We start from the raw sequence: 18,442 nt of genomic DNA on the forward strand, positions 1-18,442 counted from the left end.
TCCGGCCCCGGCCCCCTCCGAGCCCGGCCCGGTCCCGGCCCCCGTCCCGCTTCCGGCCCCCGCCCCGTCCGCGACCCCCACGCCCAGCCCGGTCCCGGCCCCCGTCGTACCGCAGCAGCGGACCCCGGCACCGGCACCGCTACCGGAAGTGGTGTCGGCTCTGCAGGGCCACTCGCCCGCCTTCCTCGCCCTGGCCCAGCTCGGCCGCATCGATTCCCGGCTCGCCCTCTCCGCCGCCGACTGCGCCGTCCTGGAGGAGTTGGCCGCCGCATGGCTCGCGCAGGGCGTGGACGCCGACTACCTCGTCCGGACCCTCACGGCCGGTCTCCCCGCGGCAGTCGACTCCCCGGTCGGATTCGTCAGGCGTCGGCTCCGCGACAAGATCCCGCCCCAGCTGCCCGCCGCACCCACGCCGGGCCCGTCCGTACGCCGGCTGATGGTCGAGTGCACCCAGTGCGGCGTCCCCGGACGCCCCGAGGCGCTGCCCGACGGCCTCTGCCGCTCCTGCCGCACCACTGCCCCGGACGTGGCCACCGAGCCGACCGCCGCCCGGGATGTCACGGCACATGTCGGCGCTCTTCGCGAGCTCCTCCGACTGCCCTGACAAGGGGAGGGTGCAGCTGTCAGGGCGTCCGAGGGGCAACGTCGAGGTCGGCGCACGGAGGGACAGGCTGCACTCCGGCAGGGCAGGCCGTACCGGTGAGGGCCGGCAGGCCGTACCGGTGAGGGCCCTGGTGGAAGCTGCTGTCCGGCGGGTGCCTCGAATGCCGGACTGGCGGCATGATCCGGATGCAGAAGCCGGCGGGGTGACGAGGTTGCACATGTCCGACCGCATACGACGCACCTCCCTCGCCTTCTTGGCCGTGGCCGCGCTGACAGCGGGAACGTCCGCTTGCGTCGACAGCCGTACCGCGGCGCCGCCACCGCCTGTCCAGGTGGCGGCGGCAGACCTCCACGGAACCTGGAAGGGCTGGGGGAACAGTTCGGTGGAACTGCGCGCGGACGGTGTGGCCGCGGTCCGCGATCTGGACGGCCAGGAGTTCCGCTTCGACGAAGGTTGGCGGATGACGGGCTCAGGGACGTGGTCGTTGTCCGCGCCCGGCCGGAACAAGGGCGGCAATACGGTGGGAGCCGGCTTTGTCGTCCGCCTCACCGTGGAGCTGCCCGGGCAGCGGGAGGAGGGCAAGGGTTCCGTGGATCCGTCGCAGTCGGCCTCTCCCTCTCGGCTGCCGACAGCGGCGGCGCGGACCGCCGCGCCGCCGGCCAAGGCGTCTTGGGACATGGGCGTCGTCAAGGACAAGGGAGGGCGGCTGGCGCTGTTCTTCCTGACCTCTGACCCGGATGTTCGGGACACGTACTACCTGTCCAAGAGCTAACGGGTGAACGTGCGGCGGTTGCGTAGGTCAAGGACGCGCACCCTTGCGCATCCTTGAGGGGGAGTATGACGTCGCTCGCGCCCTACTCGCAGGGCAGTGGAAAACGGGCGAGTTTACCCATCGTGAATGTCCGTCACACCCCGCCACGCCATCTTTGTTCCTCTAAGCGGCTGAACTTTTATTGATCTGTGGCCAGTTGAAGGCCCCGGGGGCCTACCCTTCACTGGGTGAACCAGTTGAAGTCCCGCGCGTCCCACTCCGAAGCCGAGCTGCCCGGGGGAGTCGCCCTGCCCGGCGCGCTGCCCGGCGCCCTGTCCGATGAGCTGCGTGCCGAGCTGATCGCCTTCCGGCGTGACCTTCACATGCACCCCGAGCTCGGCAACCAGGAGTTCCGCACCACTGCGGCCATCAAGGCCCGGCTGGAGAGGGCGGGGCTGAAGCCCCGGGTGCTCTCGACCGGGACCGGGCTCATCTGTGACGTGGGACGGCGGGACGGTGACACGCGGAGCATGCTCGCGTTGCGGGCCGACATCGACGCGCTGCCGATTCCGGACACCAAGGCGGGCGTCTCCTACCGGTCCACCGTGCCCGACCGGGCGCATGCCTGCGGGCACGACGTCCACACCACCAGCGTCCTCGGCGCCGGTCTCGTGCTCGCCGAGCTCGACCGGCAGGGCCTGCTGCCGAACCCGGTGCGGCTGCTCTTCCAGCCGGCCGAGGAGGTGCTGCCCGGCGGTGCGGCCGACGCGATCGAGGACGGGGTGCTGGAGGGCGTCGGGCGGATCATCGGCGTGCACTGCGACCCCAAGGTGGACGTGGGGAAGATCGGGCTCCGGATCGGCGCGATCACCTCCGCCTGCGACCGGCTGGAGGTCACCCTCGACGGGCCGGGCGGGCACACCGCCCGGCCGCATCTGACCACCGACCTGGTCACCGCCGTGGCCAGGGTGGCCACCGACGTGCCCGCGCTGCTCGCCCGGCGGGTCGACGCGCGGGCCGGACTCGCCGTCACCTGGGGGCGGCTGGAGACCGGGCACGCGCCCAATGTCATCCCGCAACACGCCGAGCTGTCGGGAACTGTTCGCTGCCTCGATCTGGAGACCTGGCGCGAGGCGCCGGATCTGGTGCACGCGGCGGTCGACGAGGTGGCCGGAATGCACCGGGCCAAGACCGTCATCAACTACATCCGTGGTGTGCCGCCCGTCGTGAACGACGCGGAATCGATCGGCCTGCTGGACGCCGCGATGACCGTGCGCCGCGGATCGTATGCGATCGAGGACACCGAACAGAGCCTGGGCGGGGAGGACTTCTCCTGGTACCTGGAGCACGTCCCCGGGGCCATGGCCAGGCTCGGAGTGCGCACACCCGGCGACACGCGTGGTCTGGACCTGCACCGGGGGAACTTCGACGCGGACGAGGAGGCGATCACGGTTGGAGTGGAGCTGTTCACTGCTTCTGCGCTGCTCGACGGCAACCGCCCGTAACCGGACAGGACACCTCCTGTTCGCGACGATCCGATAACGGCTTCCGTACAGGTCCTTATCTGACATCTACGCGCGTTACGATCGCGGCGAAACCAGCGCCGGAAGAGGCGCTTCGGTCAGGTTTGAAGGAGCCTTCCCTTGCGCCGGATCACCAGGATTGCCACCGTGGGCATTATGTCCGCGGCACTCGCACTCAGCGTTACCGCGTGCGGCGACTCGTCGTCCTCCTCGGACACCGCGTCTGCCTCCACGGACAACAAGACCGCCATCGCGTACGACATCGGCGGCCGCGGCGACCAGTCGTTCAACGACGCCGCGTACGCGGGTCTGGTCAAGGCCGAGAAGGAACTCGGCGTCAAGGGCACCGAGGCCGAGCCCTCCGAGGGCGAGTCGGACGCGGACAAGGTCCAGCGCCTCACCTCGCTGGCCCGCGCCGGCAACAACCCGGTGATCGGTGTCGGCTTCGCCTACGCGCCCGCCATCAAGAAGGTCGCGCCGAAGTTCCCGAAGATCACCTTCGGCATCATCGACGACGCCTCGGTGACCGGCGACAACATCGCCAACATCGTCTTCAACGAGGAGCAGGGCTCCTACCTCGCGGGTGTCGCCGCCGCCAAGGTCAGCAAGACCAAGAAGGTCGGCTTCATCGGTGGCGTCGAGACCCCGCTGATCAAGAAGTTCGAGGCGGGCTACGCGCAGGGTGTCGCGGACACCGACCCCTCGGTGAAGGTGATCCCGCAGTACCTGACCCAGCCGCCGAACTTCGACGGCTTCTCCAAGCCCGACCTCGGCAAGGCCGCTGCCCAGGGCCAGCTCGACCAGGGCGCCGACGTGATCTACTCGGCGGCCGGCCTGGCCGGTTCCGGTGCGATCGAGGCCGTCTCCAAGGCCGGCAAGTGGAACATCGGCGTCGACTCCGACCAGTACAACCAGGCAGGTCTCGCCGCCTACAAGAAGTCCATCCTGACCTCGGTCACCAAGGACGTCGAGCTCGCCGTCTTCAACCTGATCAAGTCGGTCCAGGACGGCAAGCCGCAGACCGGTGAGATCCGCTACGGCCTCGACAAGGACGGCGTCGGCCTGGCCATGTCCAACCCGGCCTTCACCGCGATGACCGAGGTCATCGCCGCCGTGGACAAGGCGAAGCAGGAGATCATCGACGGCAAGATCACTGTCAAGACCACTCCGTAACGACCCCGGTCGTACGTCTGGTTTCCTGTGGGCCCGGAGCGCGCGTCACTTGCCGCTCCGGGCCTGCGGAGTACTTCTCGAAGAAGATCCGCCCGTTGCAGTGCCCTTCTCGCACAGGCCTCGATCCCCGTCGTTCGGGCCGTGCTGTGTGCATACGCTTTACGATTCGGCAGCGCTACGCGTGTAGACAGCCCTCAGGCGCGATAACTTCACCCCGCCCCTTTGCCCCTCCGCCCCCGCTCCTGTCCGGCCAAGGAGAGTGCGTCATCAACGCGTCCAGCAGCCCCCCTGCCGTAGAACTGCACGGCATTACCAAGCGTTTCCCCGGCGTCGTCGCCAACCACGACATCGGCATCACCGTCCACAAGGGCACCGTCCACGCCCTCGTCGGCGAGAACGGTGCCGGCAAGTCCACCCTGATGAAGATCCTCTACGGCATGCAGAAGCCGGACGAGGGCACCATCGCCGTGGACGGCGAGCAGGTCTCGTTCGGCAACCCCGGTGACGCCATCGCGCGCGGCATCGGCATGGTGCACCAGCACTTCATGCTCGCCGACAACTTCACGGTCCTGGAGAACGTCGTCCTCGGTGGCGAGAAGCTGTACGGAATCGGCTCCGCCGCACGTAAGAAGATCAAGGAGATCTCCGACGCGTACGGCCTGAGTGTCCGGCCCGACGCACTCGTCGAGGACCTCGGGGTCGCCGACCGCCAGCGCGTGGAGATCCTCAAGGTCCTCTACCGCGGCGCCCGCATCCTCATCCTCGACGAGCCGACCGCGGTGCTCGTCCCGCAGGAGGTCGACGCGCTCTTCGCCAACCTCCGCGAGCTCAAGGCCGAGGGCCTCACCGTCATCTTCATCTCGCACAAGCTCGGCGAGGTCCTCTCGGTCGCCGACGAGATCACGGTGATCCGGCGCGGTACGACGGTGGGCACCGCCGATCCCGCGCACACGACCACCAAGCAGCTCGCCGAGCTGATGGTCGGCAGCGAGCTCCCCTCGCCCGAGACCCGTGAGTCCACGGTGACGGATGTGCCGATGCTGCGCGTCGAGGGGCTCTCCCTCACCGTGACGGACCCGGACGGAGTCGTCCGTGACGTCCTGTCGGATGTCGGCTTCACCATCCACAAGGGTGAGGTCCTCGGTCTCGCGGGCGTCGAGGGCAACGGCCAGACCGAGCTGATCGACGCACTCATCGGGATGCGGACAGCCGACAGCGGTGTGATCACCCTGGGCGAGGAGGACATCTCCAGCGCGCCCACGCGCAAGCGGCGCGAGAGCGGCATCGGCTACATCCCCGAGGACCGGCACCGGCACGGAGTCCTGCTGGACGCACCGCTCTGGGAGAACCGCATCCTCGGCCACGTCAGCGAGAAGCCCAACAGCCGCGGCTTCCTGCTGGACCCCAAGGCGGCCCGCCACGACACCGAGCGGATCGTGCGCGAGTACGACGTCCGCACCCCCGGCATCGAGGTCACGGCCGGTTCCCTCTCCGGCGGCAACCAGCAGAAGCTGATCGTCGGCCGCGAGATGAGCCACAGCCCGAAGCTCCTGATCGCCGCCCACCCCACCCGTGGCGTGGACGTCGGCGCTCAGGCACAGATCTGGGACCAGATCCGCGAGGCCCGCCGCGAGGGACTCGCCGTACTGCTCATCTCGGCGGACCTCGACGAGCTCATCGGGCTCTCCGACACCCTGCGCGTCATGTACCGCGGACGGCTGGTCGCGGACGCCGACCCTGCCACCATCACCCCCGAGGAACTGGGCTCGGCCATGACCGGCGCCGCCGCCGGTCACCTCGAAGCAGCACCGGAGGACGAGGCCTGATGAAGAAATTCGACAAGGACCGGCTGATCCTGGGCTTCGCCGGGCCGGCACTCGCCCTGGTCGTCGCCTTCGCGCTCACCACGCTGGTGCTGTTCGTCTCGAACCGCGACCCGTTCGAGTTGTACCGGCTGCTGTTCGAGCAGGCGTCGTACTCCGACGTACAGGTACTGATCATCAATCAGGCCGGTACGTACTACCTCGCCGCTCTCGCGGTCGCGGTCGGCTTCCGGATGAACCTCTTCAACATCGGCGTCGACGGGCAGTACCGCCTCGCCGCGATGATGGCGGCCCTGGTCGGCGCGAGCGTCGACCTTCCCGGTCCGCTCCAGATCGCCCTGATCGTCATCGTCGCGATGCTGGTGGGTGCCTTCTGGGCGGGCATCGCGGGCGTCCTCAAGACCACCCGCGGGGTGAGCGAGGTCGTCGCGACGATCATGCTCAACTCCATCGCGACCTCGCTGATCGCCTGGCTGATCCTGCCGAAGAACTTCGGTGACCAGGCAGCCGGTTCCAACAACCTGACGACGGGCGAGATCGCGGAGTCCGGCTGGTTCCCGGGGCTGTCGCTGGGCGCCGAAGCCGGAGAGATCTACGGCTTCACCTTCGTCGCCGCGGGCTGCGGCCTCGTCTACTGGTTCGTCCTGAACCGCACCCGGTTCGGCTTCGACCTGCGGGCCACGGGTGCCAGCCAGAGTGCGGCGCAGGCGTCCGGCGTGGATGCCAAGAAGATGATCCTGACCTCCATGCTGATCTCCGGCGCGGTCGCCGGTCTCGCCGGAATGCCGACGCTGCTGGGCGACACCCATACGTACAGCCTCGACTTCCCGGTCGGCATTGGCTTCACCGGCATCACCATCGCGCTGCTCGGCCGGAACCACCCCCTGGGCATCGCCCTCAGCGCCGTGCTGATCGCGTTCCTGGACAAGGCGTCCTCGTCGCTCGACCAGTTCGGGTTCGAGAAGGAGATCGCCACGATCATGCAGGGCCTGATCGTGATCTCCGTCGTCATCAGCTACGAACTGGTCCGGCGTTACGGGACCCGCCGTCAGCAGCAGAAGGTCGGCGAGGAACTCGCCGCCGGCCACGCCCTCACGACCGAGAAGGAGGCGGCCCTGTGAGCACCAGCAAAGTCTCCGCCGCACGCGTCGCCCCCAAGAAGGGCGGCGGCCGCCGCAAGCTCTCCCTGCCCGTCGTCCTCCTGATCATCGCCGGTGCGCTCGCCCTCGTCTCGCTGGTCCGTCTGATCAGCGGTGCGAACGACGTGACCTCCGTGGGCCAGGTCGCGGGCGCCCTGGAACTGGCCGTTCCCATCGGCCTCGCCGGCCTCGGCGGCCTGTGGGCCGAGCGGGCGGGCGTCGTCAACATCGGCCTCGAAGGCATGATGATCCTCGGCACCTGGTTCGGTGCCTGGGCAGGTTTCCAGTGGGGCCCGTGGGTGGGCGTGCTGTTCGGCATCATCGGCGGCGCGCTCGGCGGTCTGCTGCACGCGGTCATGACCGTCACCTTCGGCGTGAACCACATCGTCTCCGGTGTGGCGGTCAACATCCTCGCCGTCGGCGTCACCCGCTACCTCTCGAACTTCACCTTCGCCCAGGAGGAGGGCGGCTCCGCCAGGCAGTCTCCGCGCCTCGATGAGATCGACAAGATCACCGTTCCAGGACTGTCGGACTGGATGCAGGACCTCCAACAACGGCACTGGTTCTTCGTCTCCGACCTCGCCGGCATCATCGGCGGGCTCGTCACCGGACTGTCCCTGCTGACCGTCGTCGCCCTGCTGCTGATCCCCGCCACGTGGTGGATCCTGTGGCGCACCGCGTTCGGTCTGCGGCTCCGCTCCTGCGGCGAGAGCCCGGTGGCCGCCGAGACCCTCGGCGTGAACGTCTACAAGTACAAGTACATCGCCGTCACCATCTCCGGTGGCCTTGCCGGACTCGGTGGTGCCTTCCTCGCCATCGTCGCCACCAGCATCTACCAGGAGGGCCAGACCGGCGGCCGCGGCTACATCGGTCTCGCCGCGATGATCTTCGGTAACTGGATGCCGGGCGGAATGGCCCTGGGCGCCGGGCTCTTCGGCTTCACCGACAGCCTCAAGCTGCGCGGTGGCGCGGAGAACGTGCACGCGATGCTGCTGCTCCTGGCGATCCTGCTGGTGATCGCCGCGTTCTGGCAGCTGTACCGGAAGAAGTACGTCGCCGCGGTGATCTCGGCGGCCTGCTCCGCGCTGCTGTTCACCTGGTACGGGCTGACGGACCAGGTTCCGAGCCAGTTCGTCGACGCCGCCCCGTACGTCACCACGCTGCTCGTGCTCGCCCTGTCGGCGCAGCGGCTGCGGCCGCCCAAGGCGGACGGCGTGCCGTACCGCAAGGGCGAGGGCAAGTGACACCGCCGTCTGCGGGAGCGGACGCGTCGCCGGTCGACTGGGAGGCGCTGCGTACGGCCGCCCGGGACGTGATGTCCCGGGCGTACGCCCCGTACTCGGGCTTCCCGGTCGGCGTCGCGGCCCTCGTCGACGACGGCCGCACGATCGTCGGCTGCAACGTCGAGAACGCGTCGTACGGCATCGGTCTGTGCGCCGAGTGCGGCCTCGTCTCCCAGCTGGCCGCCACGGGCGGCGGCCGGCTGACCCACTTCACCTGCGTGGACGGCACGGGCGCGGTGCTCGTGCCGTGCGGGCGGTGCCGGCAGCTGCTGTACGAGTTCGGGGGGCCGGAGCTCGTCCTGGAGACCCCGGACGGATTCCGGACGCTCGACGAGATGCTGCCGCAGGCGTTCGGGCCGCATCACCTGGGGTAACGCGGGCGGTGGCTGCCGGGGTCGTCCGGCGGCCGCTCCTCCCCTCGATCGCCGGGCGGGCTCGAATCCGTCGCCCTGGACGGTGGGTGCGGCTCTGCCCGGGCGGATGGGTGCCCTCGAGCGCCGGGCGGGCTTGCGTGTGTCCGCCGCGCTCACGTGTGTGCCGGGCGGGCCGGGTTCGGGCCGCTCGGAGATCCAGAAATCTCTATGCGCGTAGAGTCATTCGGGACTCTTGCGTACGTACCGGCCGGAAGGACTCCAAGGACATGGACGCCATCTCCGTCATCCGCACGAAGCGGGACCGCGGCGAGCTGAGCCCCGAGCAGATCGACTGGGTCATCGACGCGTACACCCGCGGGGAGGTCGCCGACGAGCAGATGTCCGCGCTGGCCATGGCGATCCTGCTGAACGGTATGAACCGCACCGAGATCGCCCGCTGGACCGCCGCGATGATCGCCTCCGGTGAGCGGATGAACTTCGACGCCCTCTCCCGCCCCACCACCGACAAGCACTCCACCGGCGGCGTCGGCGACAAGATCACCCTGCCGCTCGCCCCGCTGGTCGCCGCCTGCGGCGCGGCCGTGCCGCAGCTCAGCGGCCGGGGCCTCGGCCACACCGGCGGCACCCTCGACAAGCTGGAGTCCATCCCCGGCTGGCGGGCACACCTCACCAACGCCGAGATGCTGAACGTCCTCGACACCACCGGCGCCGTGATCTGCGCCGCGGGCGACCAACTCGCCCCCGCCGACAAGAAGCTGTACGCGCTCCGCGATGTCACCGGCACCGTCGAGGCCATCCCGCTCATCGCCAGCTCGATCATGTCCAAGAAGATCGCCGAGGGCACGGGCGCGCTCGTCCTGGACGTCAAGGTCGGTTCCGGCGCCTTCATGAAGACCATCGAGGACGCCCGCGAACTGGCCTCCACCATGGTCGCGCTGGGCACCGACAGCGGCGTACGGACGGTCGCGCTGCTCACCGACATGTCCACCCCGCTCGGCCTGACGGCGGGCAACGCCCTGGAGGTACGCGAGTCCGTCGAGGTCCTCGCCGGCGGCGGCCCCAAGGACGTCATCGACCTGACCCTCGCGCTGGCCCGCGAGATGCTCGACGCGGCCGGGCTCAAGGACGCCGACCCGGAGAAGGCACTCGCCGACGGCTCCGCGATGGACGTGTGGCGCCGCATGATCTCCGCCCAGGGCGGCGACCCGGACGCCGAGCTCCCCGTCGCCCGCGAGCAGCACGTGGTGACGGCCCCGTCCTCGGGCGTCCTGACCCGCCTGGACGCCTACGACATCGGTGTGGCCGCCTGGCGCCTCGGTGCGGGCCGCGCGCGCAAGGAGGACCCGGTGCAGGAGGGTGCGGGCATCGAGCTGCACGCCAAGCCCGGTGACACGGTGACCGAGGGCCAGCCGCTGCTGACGCTGCACACGGAGACTCCGGAGAAGTTCGAGTACGCGCTGAAGGCACTGCCCGACTCGTACGACATCGCTCCGGCCGGCACGCCGTTCGCCGCCTCGCCGGTCGTGCGGGAACGTATCGCCTGACCTGGGGCTTTCCCTTTCGGGTGAACGGGACCGGTGGACCACCGCCGGTCCCGTTCGGCATGCTGGACTCGGTGACGCACCGAAAGAGGAGACCGCCATGAGCGCACTCACCGTCGATCCCGTGCCGGGCAACGGCCAGGGATGGGACGACCTCGTCCGTATCTGGGAGGAGACGGACGCACCCGAGGGCTGCAAGGTGGAGATCATCGAGGGGATCGTCACCGTGTCGCCACCGCCGTCCAAGGACCACAACGCCACCGCGGAGCTGCTGCAGCGCAGGCTGTACACCGTCATCCCGGAGGACTGGGGGATCTACCAGACCCTCGGGGTCTCCGTGCCCGGACGGGCCGGGCTGTACATTCCCGATCTCGTCGTCCTGCCGCGGGCGGTGGCGTCCGGGCCCGGCAATCGCGTACCGGCGGAAGAGGTCCGGCTGGTCGTCGAGATCACCTCACCGGCCAACGCCAATCACGACCGCATCGGCAAGGCGCACGGATACGCCAAGGCCGGTATCGAGCTGTTCCTGCTCCTCGACCCGTGGCACACGGGCCGTCCGACCGCCACCTTGTACGGGGAGCCGAGCGACGGCACGTACCGGGTCCTGGAGGCGGTCGAGTACGGCGAGACGCTCACGCTGCCCAAGCCGTTCGGGCTGGACCTGGACACGGGGATGTTCCCGGTGAGCTGAGACACACGCCTGCCGGAGCGATGAGTTTCGGGCGTCAGGCCGGTCTCTGTGGTGTGGATGCCATGACCCCGAACGCTCTCGTTCTCACCGGCCGCATCACCAGGGCCGATGTGCCGGGACTCTGCGCCGAGCTGGAGGCACTGCTGCGCGGCCGCGAGGACGCGGGGCCGCCCGCCGCGGTGGACTGCGATGTGGGCGGTGTCCTGCGCCCGGATCTGGCCCTGGTCGAGACGTTGGCCCGGCTGGGGCTTGTCGCGCGCCGGGCCGGGGGCATCGAGCTGCGGCTGCGCAACGTGCCGGGGGAACTACGGGCGCTGCTCGACCTCGTGGGGCTCGCCGATGTGGTGGGCCTGGGCGAGGCCGCCCCGGCGCGAGGTCAGGAGCGCGACCCGGTCTGATCCGGCCCGCACCGGCGTCCGCGGTCAGCGGGCCACGGCATGGCCGCAGACGTGCTGGACCACCTTCCCGTTCCCCTGCTCGACGCTCAGCAGCGGCCGCGCGGTCGAGGCGGGCGACGGTGTGGCGCTCGGCCTCGCCCGCGGCGTCGAGCACGAGCCGCCTTCGGGCTGCGGTCCCGGGACGGCATCGTCCGCAGAGCTCGGGGCCGGGGCGGGCCCGGGCCCCGCGGTGGCCGTGGGCTCGCCGAGCCAGAGCGTCACCGCCCAGCCGCCCGCCACGAGGAGGGCCCAGCCGACCACCACCGGTCTGCGGATCCTCACGAGGCGTCTGCCTCCAGGTGGTCGGGGAGGCCGAACAGCGGGAACCAGCGCGGAGTGTCCAGGAAACAGTGCATCCCGGTGATGGAACCCTCCGAGATGTCGATGACCTGCACCGCCCACGGCACGAAGCCCGGACCGTCGGGATTCGGTTTGTAGTGCGCGAAGGCCGGAGACCCGTTGGCCTCGGTCGCCACCAGCCGGGAGCCCTCGCAACTCGCGCCGATGCTGAGCATGAAGCCCGTGATGTCGTCGTGCCCCTGCAGCCAGAGGTCGAACGGCGGCATGGTCATCACGGCGTCCTCATGGAGCAGCGCGGTCAGCGCCACCATGTCGTACCCCTCGAAGGCCGCCACATACCGGTCCAGCAGCTTGCGCTGCTCGTCGTCCAGCGGGTTCGCGGTGTCCGGGGCCGAGCTGTCCGTGTTCGCCAGCGTCGCCCTGGCCCGCTGCAGGGCGCTGTTGACCGAGGCGACCGAGGTGTCGAGGAGCTCGGCGACCTCGTTCGCCTTCCATGCGAGGACCTCGCGCAGGATCAGCACCGCACGCTGTTTGGGCGGCAGATGCTGGAGGGCCGCGACGAACGCCAGGCGCACGGACTCGCGGGCGACGGCGGCCTCCGCCGGGTCGGCCACCGACGGCAGGATGCGGCCGTCCGGCATCGGCTCCAGCCAGGTGTTCTCCGGGAGCGGGTTGAGCGCGGCCTGCGCCAGCGGGCTCGGGCCGGTGAGGTCGACCGGCCTGGCCCGCTTCTTGCCCGCGTTCAGCATGTCCAGGCAGACGTTCGTCGCGATCCGGTACAGCCAGGAGCGCAGCGAGGAACGGCCCTCGAACTTGTCGAAGTTGCGCCAGGCGCGCACGAGCGTGTCCTGGACCGCGTCCTCCGCCTCGAAGGCCGAACCGAGCATCCGGTAGCAGTAGCCCGTCAGCTCGATCCGGTGTTCCTCCAGGCGGCTGTCGACACTCGTCCCGGCCGTTGCTGTCAGATCACTCATTGCTTCACCCCAGTTGCACTGTGACACCGCTCACTCAGCACTGTGGAAGCTACCGCAGGCCACTGACAATCGGGCGAGAAGCACAGAAAGCGCTGCTCAGGTGCCAGGCTTGCGTCCGTACACGAAGACGTCGTCGCCGTTCTTCAGCAGGTTCCAATATGACTTCGCGTCCGCCGGGCGCATGTTGACGCAGCCCGCCGAGCCGGGGTTGTTGTACATGGACTTGGTGACCGAGTGGAATGCCTGGCCGCCGTCGAAGAACTGCGCGTACGGCATCCGGACGTCGTAGAGCGTCGACCAGTGGTTGATGTTGCGCCAGTAGATCTTCCGCGCGCCGGTCCGCGTCTCCGCGCCGTTGCGGCCCGTCCGCACCGGCACCGGACCGAACTTCAGCTTGCTGCCGTCCTGGATCCAGGTCAGCTGCCTGGTCAGGTCCACGCACGCGATGCGCCCCTTGTTGGTGGGGCACTTCTTCGCGGCGTTGGGGTTCTTCCCGGCCGCCTTCTGGGCGGCGATCGTCTTCATCGTGCGCCAGGTGACAGGCCCCGCGTACCCGATGGCCGGTGTGATGCCCTTCGCCAGCTGGTACGAACGGATCGCCTTGCAGTCGGCCGTCGACTGCCGGCCGTCGGCAGGCAGCTTCAGGTTCCTCTCCACCTGTATCTGGTACGGCCCCTTGGCCGCCGTACAGGAGGCCGCCTGGGCGGAGGTCCCGGTGCCCAGGACGATGGCTGGTCCGGCCATCAGACCGGCGACGGACAGCGCGACCCCGCGCCGTGTCCCTACGCCGGTGCGTATCTTCCCCGAGATTGTCATGTACGCCTGCTCCCCTTCGCGTGGCCGTGCCGCGCCGTGTCTGTGCCTGTTGGACGCGCGTCGGGGAGCTGTGGTTGTGCGTGCGCAGGTCTCAGTTCTGCACGGCCGCCGACGGCATGGCCAGGCGGCGCTCCGCCCGTGCGGCCCGGGTCCCGAACAGTGTGATCGAGACCACGCCGAGGACCGCGAGGAGACCCAGCGCGACCGTGCCCGCCCAGCCCCCGGCGTGGAAGGCGACGGCGCCGAGGGTGCCGCCCGCGCTGGAGCCCAGGTAGTAGGCGGACTGGTACAGCGCCGAGGCCTGGGCGCGGCCCGTCGTCGCCGTACGGCTCACCGAGGACGAGGCGACCGCGTGCCCGGCGAAGAAGCCGGCCGTGATCAGGACCAGGCCGAGCAGGACGGCGGCGAGCAGGTCGGCCAGGGAGAGCAGCAGGCCCGCGGCCGTCGTGGAGACGGCGAGGTAGAGCGCCCCGCGGCGGCCCAGCCGGGCGACCAGCCGGCCGGCCGCGGCGGAGGAGAGCGTGCCGACGAGGTAGACCAGGAAGATCGAACCGACGATGCCCTGAGGCAGGTTGAACGGAGCCTCGACGAGCCGGTAGCCGATCACGGTGTAGACCGCGCCGAACACCGTCATGAACAGGGCGCCGATCGCGTACAGCCGGCGCAGGAGCGGGTCGGAGAGGTGTCCGCCGACGGTCTTCGCCAGGGCCTTCGGGTTCAGCGAACCGGGGGTGAAGTTACGGGCCTTCGGGATCATGAAGTGGAAGACGACCGCGCAGGCGAGGGCGAGCAGTCCGATCGCGCCGAGCGCGGCGCGCCAGCCCCACAGCTGGGCGACCCATCCGGCCAGGATGCGGCCGCTCATGCCGCCGATGCTGTTGCCCGCCACGAACAGACCGATCGCGGCCACCAGTGCCTTGGGCCGCACCTCCTCGGCCAGGTACGCCATCGCGGAGGCGGGCAGTCCGGCCAGCGCCGCACCCTGGATCACGCGCAGCGCGATCAGCCAGCCGAGCGACGGGGCGAACGGGACGAGCAGCCCGACCAGCACGGCGACCGTCAGCGACGCGGTCATCATCTGACGCCGTCCGAAGCGCTCCGAGAGTGCGCTCAGCGGGAGTACGCACAGTGCCAGCGCGCCGGTCGCCGCGGAGACCGTCCAGCTCGCCTGGCCTGCCGTGGCGCCGAAGGAGGCGGAGACGGCGGGCAGCAGGGCCTGGGTGGAGTAGAGGAGCGCGAACGTCGCGATCCCGGCGGCGAAGAGCGCGAAGCTCATCCGGCGGTAGCCGGGGCGGCCCGGCTCGAGACGGTCCGGGTCCGGGGTGGGGACGGCGGCGACGGGCAATGACGGAGCGGAGGCGCCCAGCACGATGGTGGACGCCCCGGTACTGGCAGGAGGCATACCCAGAACGTACGGCTCCGCGTTTCATGCGTCCAATGCATGAACTCGTCATAATCGTTCCCATGGTGCATCAACACAGCTCACAGCCTCGACTGTCACCGAGCAGTTACGAAGAAGACATTCGCTCCGTGCTCGCGCCACGCCTCGCGTACTTCGAAGCGGTGGCCCGCCACGAGCACGTCACCCGTGCCGCGCACGAGCTCGGCGTCCCGCAGTCGACGTTGTCGCGGGCCATGGTGAGGCTCGAACAGGACCTGGGCGTGGCTCTGTTCGCCCGCAGGGGCCGCACCGTCTCGCTCACTCCGGCGGGCCGTACCTTCCTCGGCTCCGCCGAACGCGCGCTGGCCGAGGTGGAGAAGGCGGCCGACTCGGTACGGGCGGACGCCGACCCGACGGCGGGCAAGGTCGCCTTCGGCTTCCTGCACACGATGGGCTCCGAGACGGTGCCCGCCCTGATCCGCGCCTTCCGGGTCGACCACCCCCGGGTCCGCTTCCAGCTCGTTCAGAACTACGGCGAGGCGATGATCGAGCGCCTGCGGGCGGGAGGCCTCGACCTCTGCCTCACCTCGCCCGTGCCCGACGCCCCGGATCTCGTCACCCGTCGTCTGGACGAGCAGCGGTTGCGTCTGGTCGTACCCGACGACCACCGGCTGGCGGGCCGCCGCCGCATCCGTCTGGCCGAGGCCGCCGACGAAACCTTCGTCACCCTCGAACCCGGCTACGGCCTGCGGCGGATCACCGACGACCTCTGTGCGGAGGCCGGCTTCACGCCGCGTGTCGCGTTCGAGGGGGAGGAGGCCGAGACGCTGCGCGGCCTGGTCGCGGCCGGGCTCGGGGTGGCGCTGCTCCCGCCGCCCGCTGTCGCCCGGCCGGGCGTGGTCGAACTGACGGTCACGGCTCCGCGTGCGGCCCGCGAGATCGGGGTCGCGTGGCTGGACGGCCACCCGGACACGCCACCGGTGGCCGCCTTCAAACGCTTCCTGCTGTCGCGCAGGGGCAACCTGCTTCCGGACTGACGGGCGGCGCCCCGGTGGCTGTTGCCGTGCCGACGCGCGGCCCCGGCAACTACGGCCGTACTGACTCCCGGTGCCCGGCCACTACGGCCGCGCCGACGCTCAGTGCCGCAGCGACTGCCCGAACCCCGCCGCCAGCGGCATCCGCAGCCCCAGCGGCGGCGGCGCGGCGAACGCGTCGGCGACCGGTCGTGCGTACGACCCGGCGAACAGCGAACCGTGGATGAAGTCCGCGGCCAGCGCCACCACTTCGGCCCGGTGCTGCCGCAGTGCGTGCCCGTCCGAGTGGACCTCGAAACGGCAGGTGTCCCGGTTGGCCTTCTTGGCCCGCTCGGCCAGTCGGTAGGAGAGCTCCGGATTCGTCCGTGCGTCGTTCGTGCCGTGCACGATCAGGACCCGCCGCCCCGCCAGGTGCTTCACCGGTTCGGGCTCGGGTGCCGCGGATTCCGGCAGCCAGGGAGCCATCGCCAGTACGGAGGTGACGGCAGGGTGCCCGCCCGCGCGCAGCGCCGCCCGGCCTCCCATCCCGTGCCCGACCAGGCAGACAGGGATGTCGCCGTAGCGGCGTACGGCCTCGTCGGCCGCCCACTCCGCATCCGGTACCGGATCGCCGTCTGCGTTCCAGCCGCGGCGGCGGTAGTGCACCACGTGCACCGCGAGGCCGTCGCCCTGCCCGGACCGCGCCAGCGTCCGGGCGAACGGCAGCTGTATCGCGTACGACAGAGTGGAGGGACGGCGTTGTGAGTAGGTCTCGCCGTCCGGGAGCAGCAGGACCACGCCGCTGACCTCAGGTGGTGCTCCGGCCGTGTGGAAGGCCCGTCCCAGCCTCGCAGCAGGCAGGGGAAGTGCGCGCTGTGCCATGACAGAACAGTGTCAGAAGGGCAGGTGTATTCCACCCGACATTGCGGTCACTGTTACGCATCGGCAGCCAGCGCTCTACGCGCGTAGGCGCTAGAGTGCCCGAATGACGAGCCAGACCCTGAATGTCCCCGGCCCCGACCAGATCCGCCGCGCGCCCAAGGTGCTCCTCCACGACCATCTCGACGGTGGCCTGCGCCCCGGCACCATCGTCGAACTGGCGCTCGCGCAAGGCTATGACGCGCTGCCCGAGACGGAACCCGACAAACTCGGCATCTGGTTCCGCGAGGCGGCGGACTCCGGTTCGCTGGAGCGCTACCTGGAGACGTTCGCCCACACCTGCGCCGTCATGCAGACCCGCGACGCCCTGTTCCGGGTGGCCGCCGAGTGCGCCGAGGACCTCGCCGAGGACGGTGTCGTCTACGCCGAGGTGCGGTACGCACCCGAGCAGCACCTCACCGCGGGCCTGACCCTCGAAGAGGTCGTCGAGGCGGTCAACGAGGGCTTCCGGGAGGGCGAGCGCCGGGCCCGTGCGAACGGCCACCGCATCCGTATCGGCGCCCTCCTGACCGCCATGCGGCACGCCGCCCGCGCCCTGGAGATCGCCGAACTCGCCAACCGCTACCGCGACCTGGGCGTCGTCGGCTTCGACATCGCGGGCGCCGAGGCGGGCTACCCTCCCACCCGGCACCTCGACGCGTTCGAGTACCTCAAGCGCGAGAACAACCACTTCACCATCCACGCGGGCGAGGCCTTCGGGCTGCCGTCGATCTGGCAGGCCCTGCAGTGGTGCGGCGCCGACCGGCTCGGCCACGGAGTCCGCATCATCGACGACATCGAGATCGCCGACGACGGCAGCGTGACGCTGGGCCGCCTCGCCTCCTACGTACGGGACAAGCGGATCCCGCTGGAGCTCTGCCCGACCTCCAACCTCCAGACCGGCGCCGCTGCCTCGTACGCGGAGCACCCCATCGGGCTGCTGCGGAAGCTGCATTTCCGCGCCACCGTGAATACGGACAACCGGCTGATGAGCGGCACCAGCATGAGTCAGGAATTCGAGCGGCTGACCGAGACATTCGGATACACGCTCGATGACATGCAGTGGTTCACAGTCAATGCGATGAAATCAGCGTTCATTCCTTTCGATGAACGTCTGGCGATGATCAACGACGTCGTCAAGCCCGGATACGCGGAGTTGAAGTCCGAGTGGCTCTTCCGTCAGACGGCTACGACCAGTGGTTCTTCGTCGGTGGCAGGCTGAGTCAGTCGAAAAGAAAACGGCCGGGACCCCTCGAATCCCGGCCGTTTTCCGCGGCCCGGCATGTTTGCGGGAAGGGGAGAGGGATGACTACGTTGCAGAGCCGCTCACGTCCCCTTCCTCAAGGATGAATTTCACATGAAGCAGTCTGCTGTCAGGACCCTCGGTGTCGCCGCTCTCGGTGCCGCTTTCGCTGCCGCCGGTGCGGGAAGCGCCTCCGCCGTCTCCGTGCCCCTCGACACCGCGGCCGGCGCGCTTCCGTCCGCCGTCGCGCTCGACTCCGCGACCGACGCACTGCCGGCAGCGCAGAAGGCGGCCGCCGGCTACCTCGACCAGCAGGGCGGCAGCGACGTCTCGGCGCCTGCCACCAACCTGCTCGGCGGTCTGCCCGCGGGCGGAGTGACCGGTGCCGTGCCGTTCGGCCGCTGATCGCCCCGCACACGCGTATGGGGCGCGCACCCGGTCCGGGTGTGCGCCCCATC

Annotated in this window: 18 protein-coding genes and 1 pseudogene; 14 read left to right on the forward strand and 5 right to left on the reverse strand. The window is 70.0% G+C overall.

Annotated elements, in window-relative coordinates:
- The 11 genes and pseudogenes from ACFWBQ_RS30600 to ACFWBQ_RS30650 form a co-directional block, all read left to right on the forward strand.
- Positions 1–604, forward strand: a pseudogene (locus ACFWBQ_RS30600) (MarR family transcriptional regulator); the annotation flags it as partial.
- A 217-nt stretch (positions 605–821) separates the two neighbouring features.
- Positions 822–1,376, forward strand: a complete 555-nt coding sequence (locus ACFWBQ_RS30605) for a hypothetical protein (RefSeq protein ID WP_385503184.1) — start codon at positions 822–824, stop codon at positions 1,374–1,376.
- A 236-nt stretch (positions 1,377–1,612) separates the two neighbouring features.
- Positions 1,613–2,860: an amidohydrolase gene (locus ACFWBQ_RS30610; protein WP_385503392.1), complete on the forward strand. Its 1,248-nt coding sequence runs from the start codon at positions 1,613–1,615 to the stop codon at positions 2,858–2,860.
- Between the two features lie 138 nt (positions 2,861–2,998).
- Positions 2,999–4,051: a BMP family protein gene (locus ACFWBQ_RS30615; protein WP_385503187.1), complete on the forward strand. Its 1,053-nt coding sequence runs from the start codon at positions 2,999–3,001 to the stop codon at positions 4,049–4,051.
- A 242-nt stretch (positions 4,052–4,293) separates the two neighbouring features.
- On the forward strand, positions 4,294–5,877 hold the full coding sequence (locus ACFWBQ_RS30620; RefSeq protein ID WP_385503403.1) for an ABC transporter ATP-binding protein: 1,584 nt from the start codon (positions 4,294–4,296) through the stop codon (positions 5,875–5,877).
- The gene (locus ACFWBQ_RS30625) at positions 5,877–6,995 is read left to right on the forward strand and encodes an ABC transporter permease (RefSeq protein ID WP_385503192.1); all 1,119 of its coding nucleotides are present in this window, start codon (positions 5,877–5,879) and stop codon (positions 6,993–6,995) included. The genes ACFWBQ_RS30620 and ACFWBQ_RS30625 overlap by 1 nt, the downstream gene beginning before the upstream one ends.
- Complete coding sequence (locus tag ACFWBQ_RS30630; RefSeq protein ID WP_385503199.1) at positions 6,992–8,257, forward strand: ABC transporter permease; 1,266 nt, start codon at positions 6,992–6,994, stop codon at positions 8,255–8,257. Before ACFWBQ_RS30625 ends, ACFWBQ_RS30630 begins: the two co-directional genes overlap by 4 nt.
- Entirely contained in the window at positions 8,254–8,670 is a 417-nt protein-coding gene (locus ACFWBQ_RS30635; RefSeq protein ID WP_385503211.1) for a cytidine deaminase, read from the forward strand. The genes ACFWBQ_RS30630 and ACFWBQ_RS30635 overlap by 4 nt, the downstream gene beginning before the upstream one ends.
- Before the next feature lie 266 nt (positions 8,671–8,936).
- Positions 8,937–10,214, forward strand: coding sequence for a thymidine phosphorylase (locus ACFWBQ_RS30640; RefSeq protein WP_385503218.1), 1,278 nt, complete (start codon positions 8,937–8,939; stop codon positions 10,212–10,214).
- A gap of 97 nt (positions 10,215–10,311) precedes the next feature.
- Positions 10,312–10,902: a Uma2 family endonuclease gene (locus ACFWBQ_RS30645; protein WP_385503221.1), complete on the forward strand. Its 591-nt coding sequence runs from the start codon at positions 10,312–10,314 to the stop codon at positions 10,900–10,902.
- 20 nt (positions 10,903–10,922) lie between these two features.
- The gene (locus ACFWBQ_RS30650; RefSeq protein ID WP_385503228.1) at positions 10,923–11,300 is read left to right on the forward strand and encodes an STAS domain-containing protein; all 378 of its coding nucleotides are present in this window, start codon (positions 10,923–10,925) and stop codon (positions 11,298–11,300) included.
- A 24-nt stretch (positions 11,301–11,324) separates the two neighbouring features.
- Here ACFWBQ_RS30650 and ACFWBQ_RS30655 read toward each other — a convergent pair whose 3' ends face one another.
- The 4 genes from ACFWBQ_RS30655 to ACFWBQ_RS30670 form a co-directional block, all read right to left on the reverse strand.
- Positions 11,325–11,621, reverse strand: a complete 297-nt coding sequence (locus ACFWBQ_RS30655) for a hypothetical protein (protein ID WP_385503234.1) — start codon at positions 11,619–11,621, stop codon at positions 11,325–11,327.
- Complete coding sequence (locus tag ACFWBQ_RS30660) at positions 11,618–12,613, reverse strand: sigma-70 family RNA polymerase sigma factor (RefSeq protein WP_385503239.1); 996 nt, start codon at positions 12,611–12,613, stop codon at positions 11,618–11,620. Before ACFWBQ_RS30660 ends, ACFWBQ_RS30655 begins: the two co-directional genes overlap by 4 nt.
- A 96-nt stretch (positions 12,614–12,709) precedes the next feature.
- Positions 12,710–13,429: a L,D-transpeptidase gene (locus ACFWBQ_RS30665; RefSeq protein WP_385503243.1), complete on the reverse strand. Its 720-nt coding sequence runs from the start codon at positions 13,427–13,429 to the stop codon at positions 12,710–12,712.
- A gap of 91 nt (positions 13,430–13,520) precedes the next feature.
- Complete coding sequence (locus tag ACFWBQ_RS30670) at positions 13,521–14,831, reverse strand: MFS transporter (protein WP_385503250.1); 1,311 nt, start codon at positions 14,829–14,831, stop codon at positions 13,521–13,523.
- Positions 14,832–14,893: 62 nt separating this feature from the next.
- Between ACFWBQ_RS30670 and ACFWBQ_RS30675 the strand changes: the two genes are divergently transcribed.
- Positions 14,894–15,847: a LysR family transcriptional regulator gene (locus tag ACFWBQ_RS30675; protein ID WP_385503255.1), complete on the forward strand. Its 954-nt coding sequence runs from the start codon at positions 14,894–14,896 to the stop codon at positions 15,845–15,847.
- A 99-nt stretch (positions 15,848–15,946) separates the two neighbouring features.
- Here the strand turns inward: ACFWBQ_RS30675 and ACFWBQ_RS30680 are convergent, their stop codons facing one another.
- Positions 15,947–16,705: an alpha/beta hydrolase family protein gene (locus tag ACFWBQ_RS30680; RefSeq protein ID WP_385503259.1), complete on the reverse strand. Its 759-nt coding sequence runs from the start codon at positions 16,703–16,705 to the stop codon at positions 15,947–15,949.
- A gap of 103 nt (positions 16,706–16,808) precedes the next feature.
- Between ACFWBQ_RS30680 and ACFWBQ_RS30685 the strand changes: the two genes are divergently transcribed.
- Positions 16,809–17,963, forward strand: a complete 1,155-nt coding sequence (locus ACFWBQ_RS30685; protein ID WP_385503263.1) for an adenosine deaminase — start codon at positions 16,809–16,811, stop codon at positions 17,961–17,963.
- Between the two features lie 135 nt (positions 17,964–18,098).
- Positions 18,099–18,389, forward strand: a complete 291-nt coding sequence (locus ACFWBQ_RS30690; RefSeq protein WP_385503266.1) for a hypothetical protein — start codon at positions 18,099–18,101, stop codon at positions 18,387–18,389.
- The last annotated feature ends 53 nt before the right edge of the window (positions 18,390–18,442 follow it).

The organism is Streptomyces sp. NPDC060035, from assembly GCF_042736635.1.
In the GTDB taxonomy this organism is placed as follows: domain Bacteria; phylum Actinomycetota; class Actinomycetes; order Streptomycetales; family Streptomycetaceae; genus Streptomyces.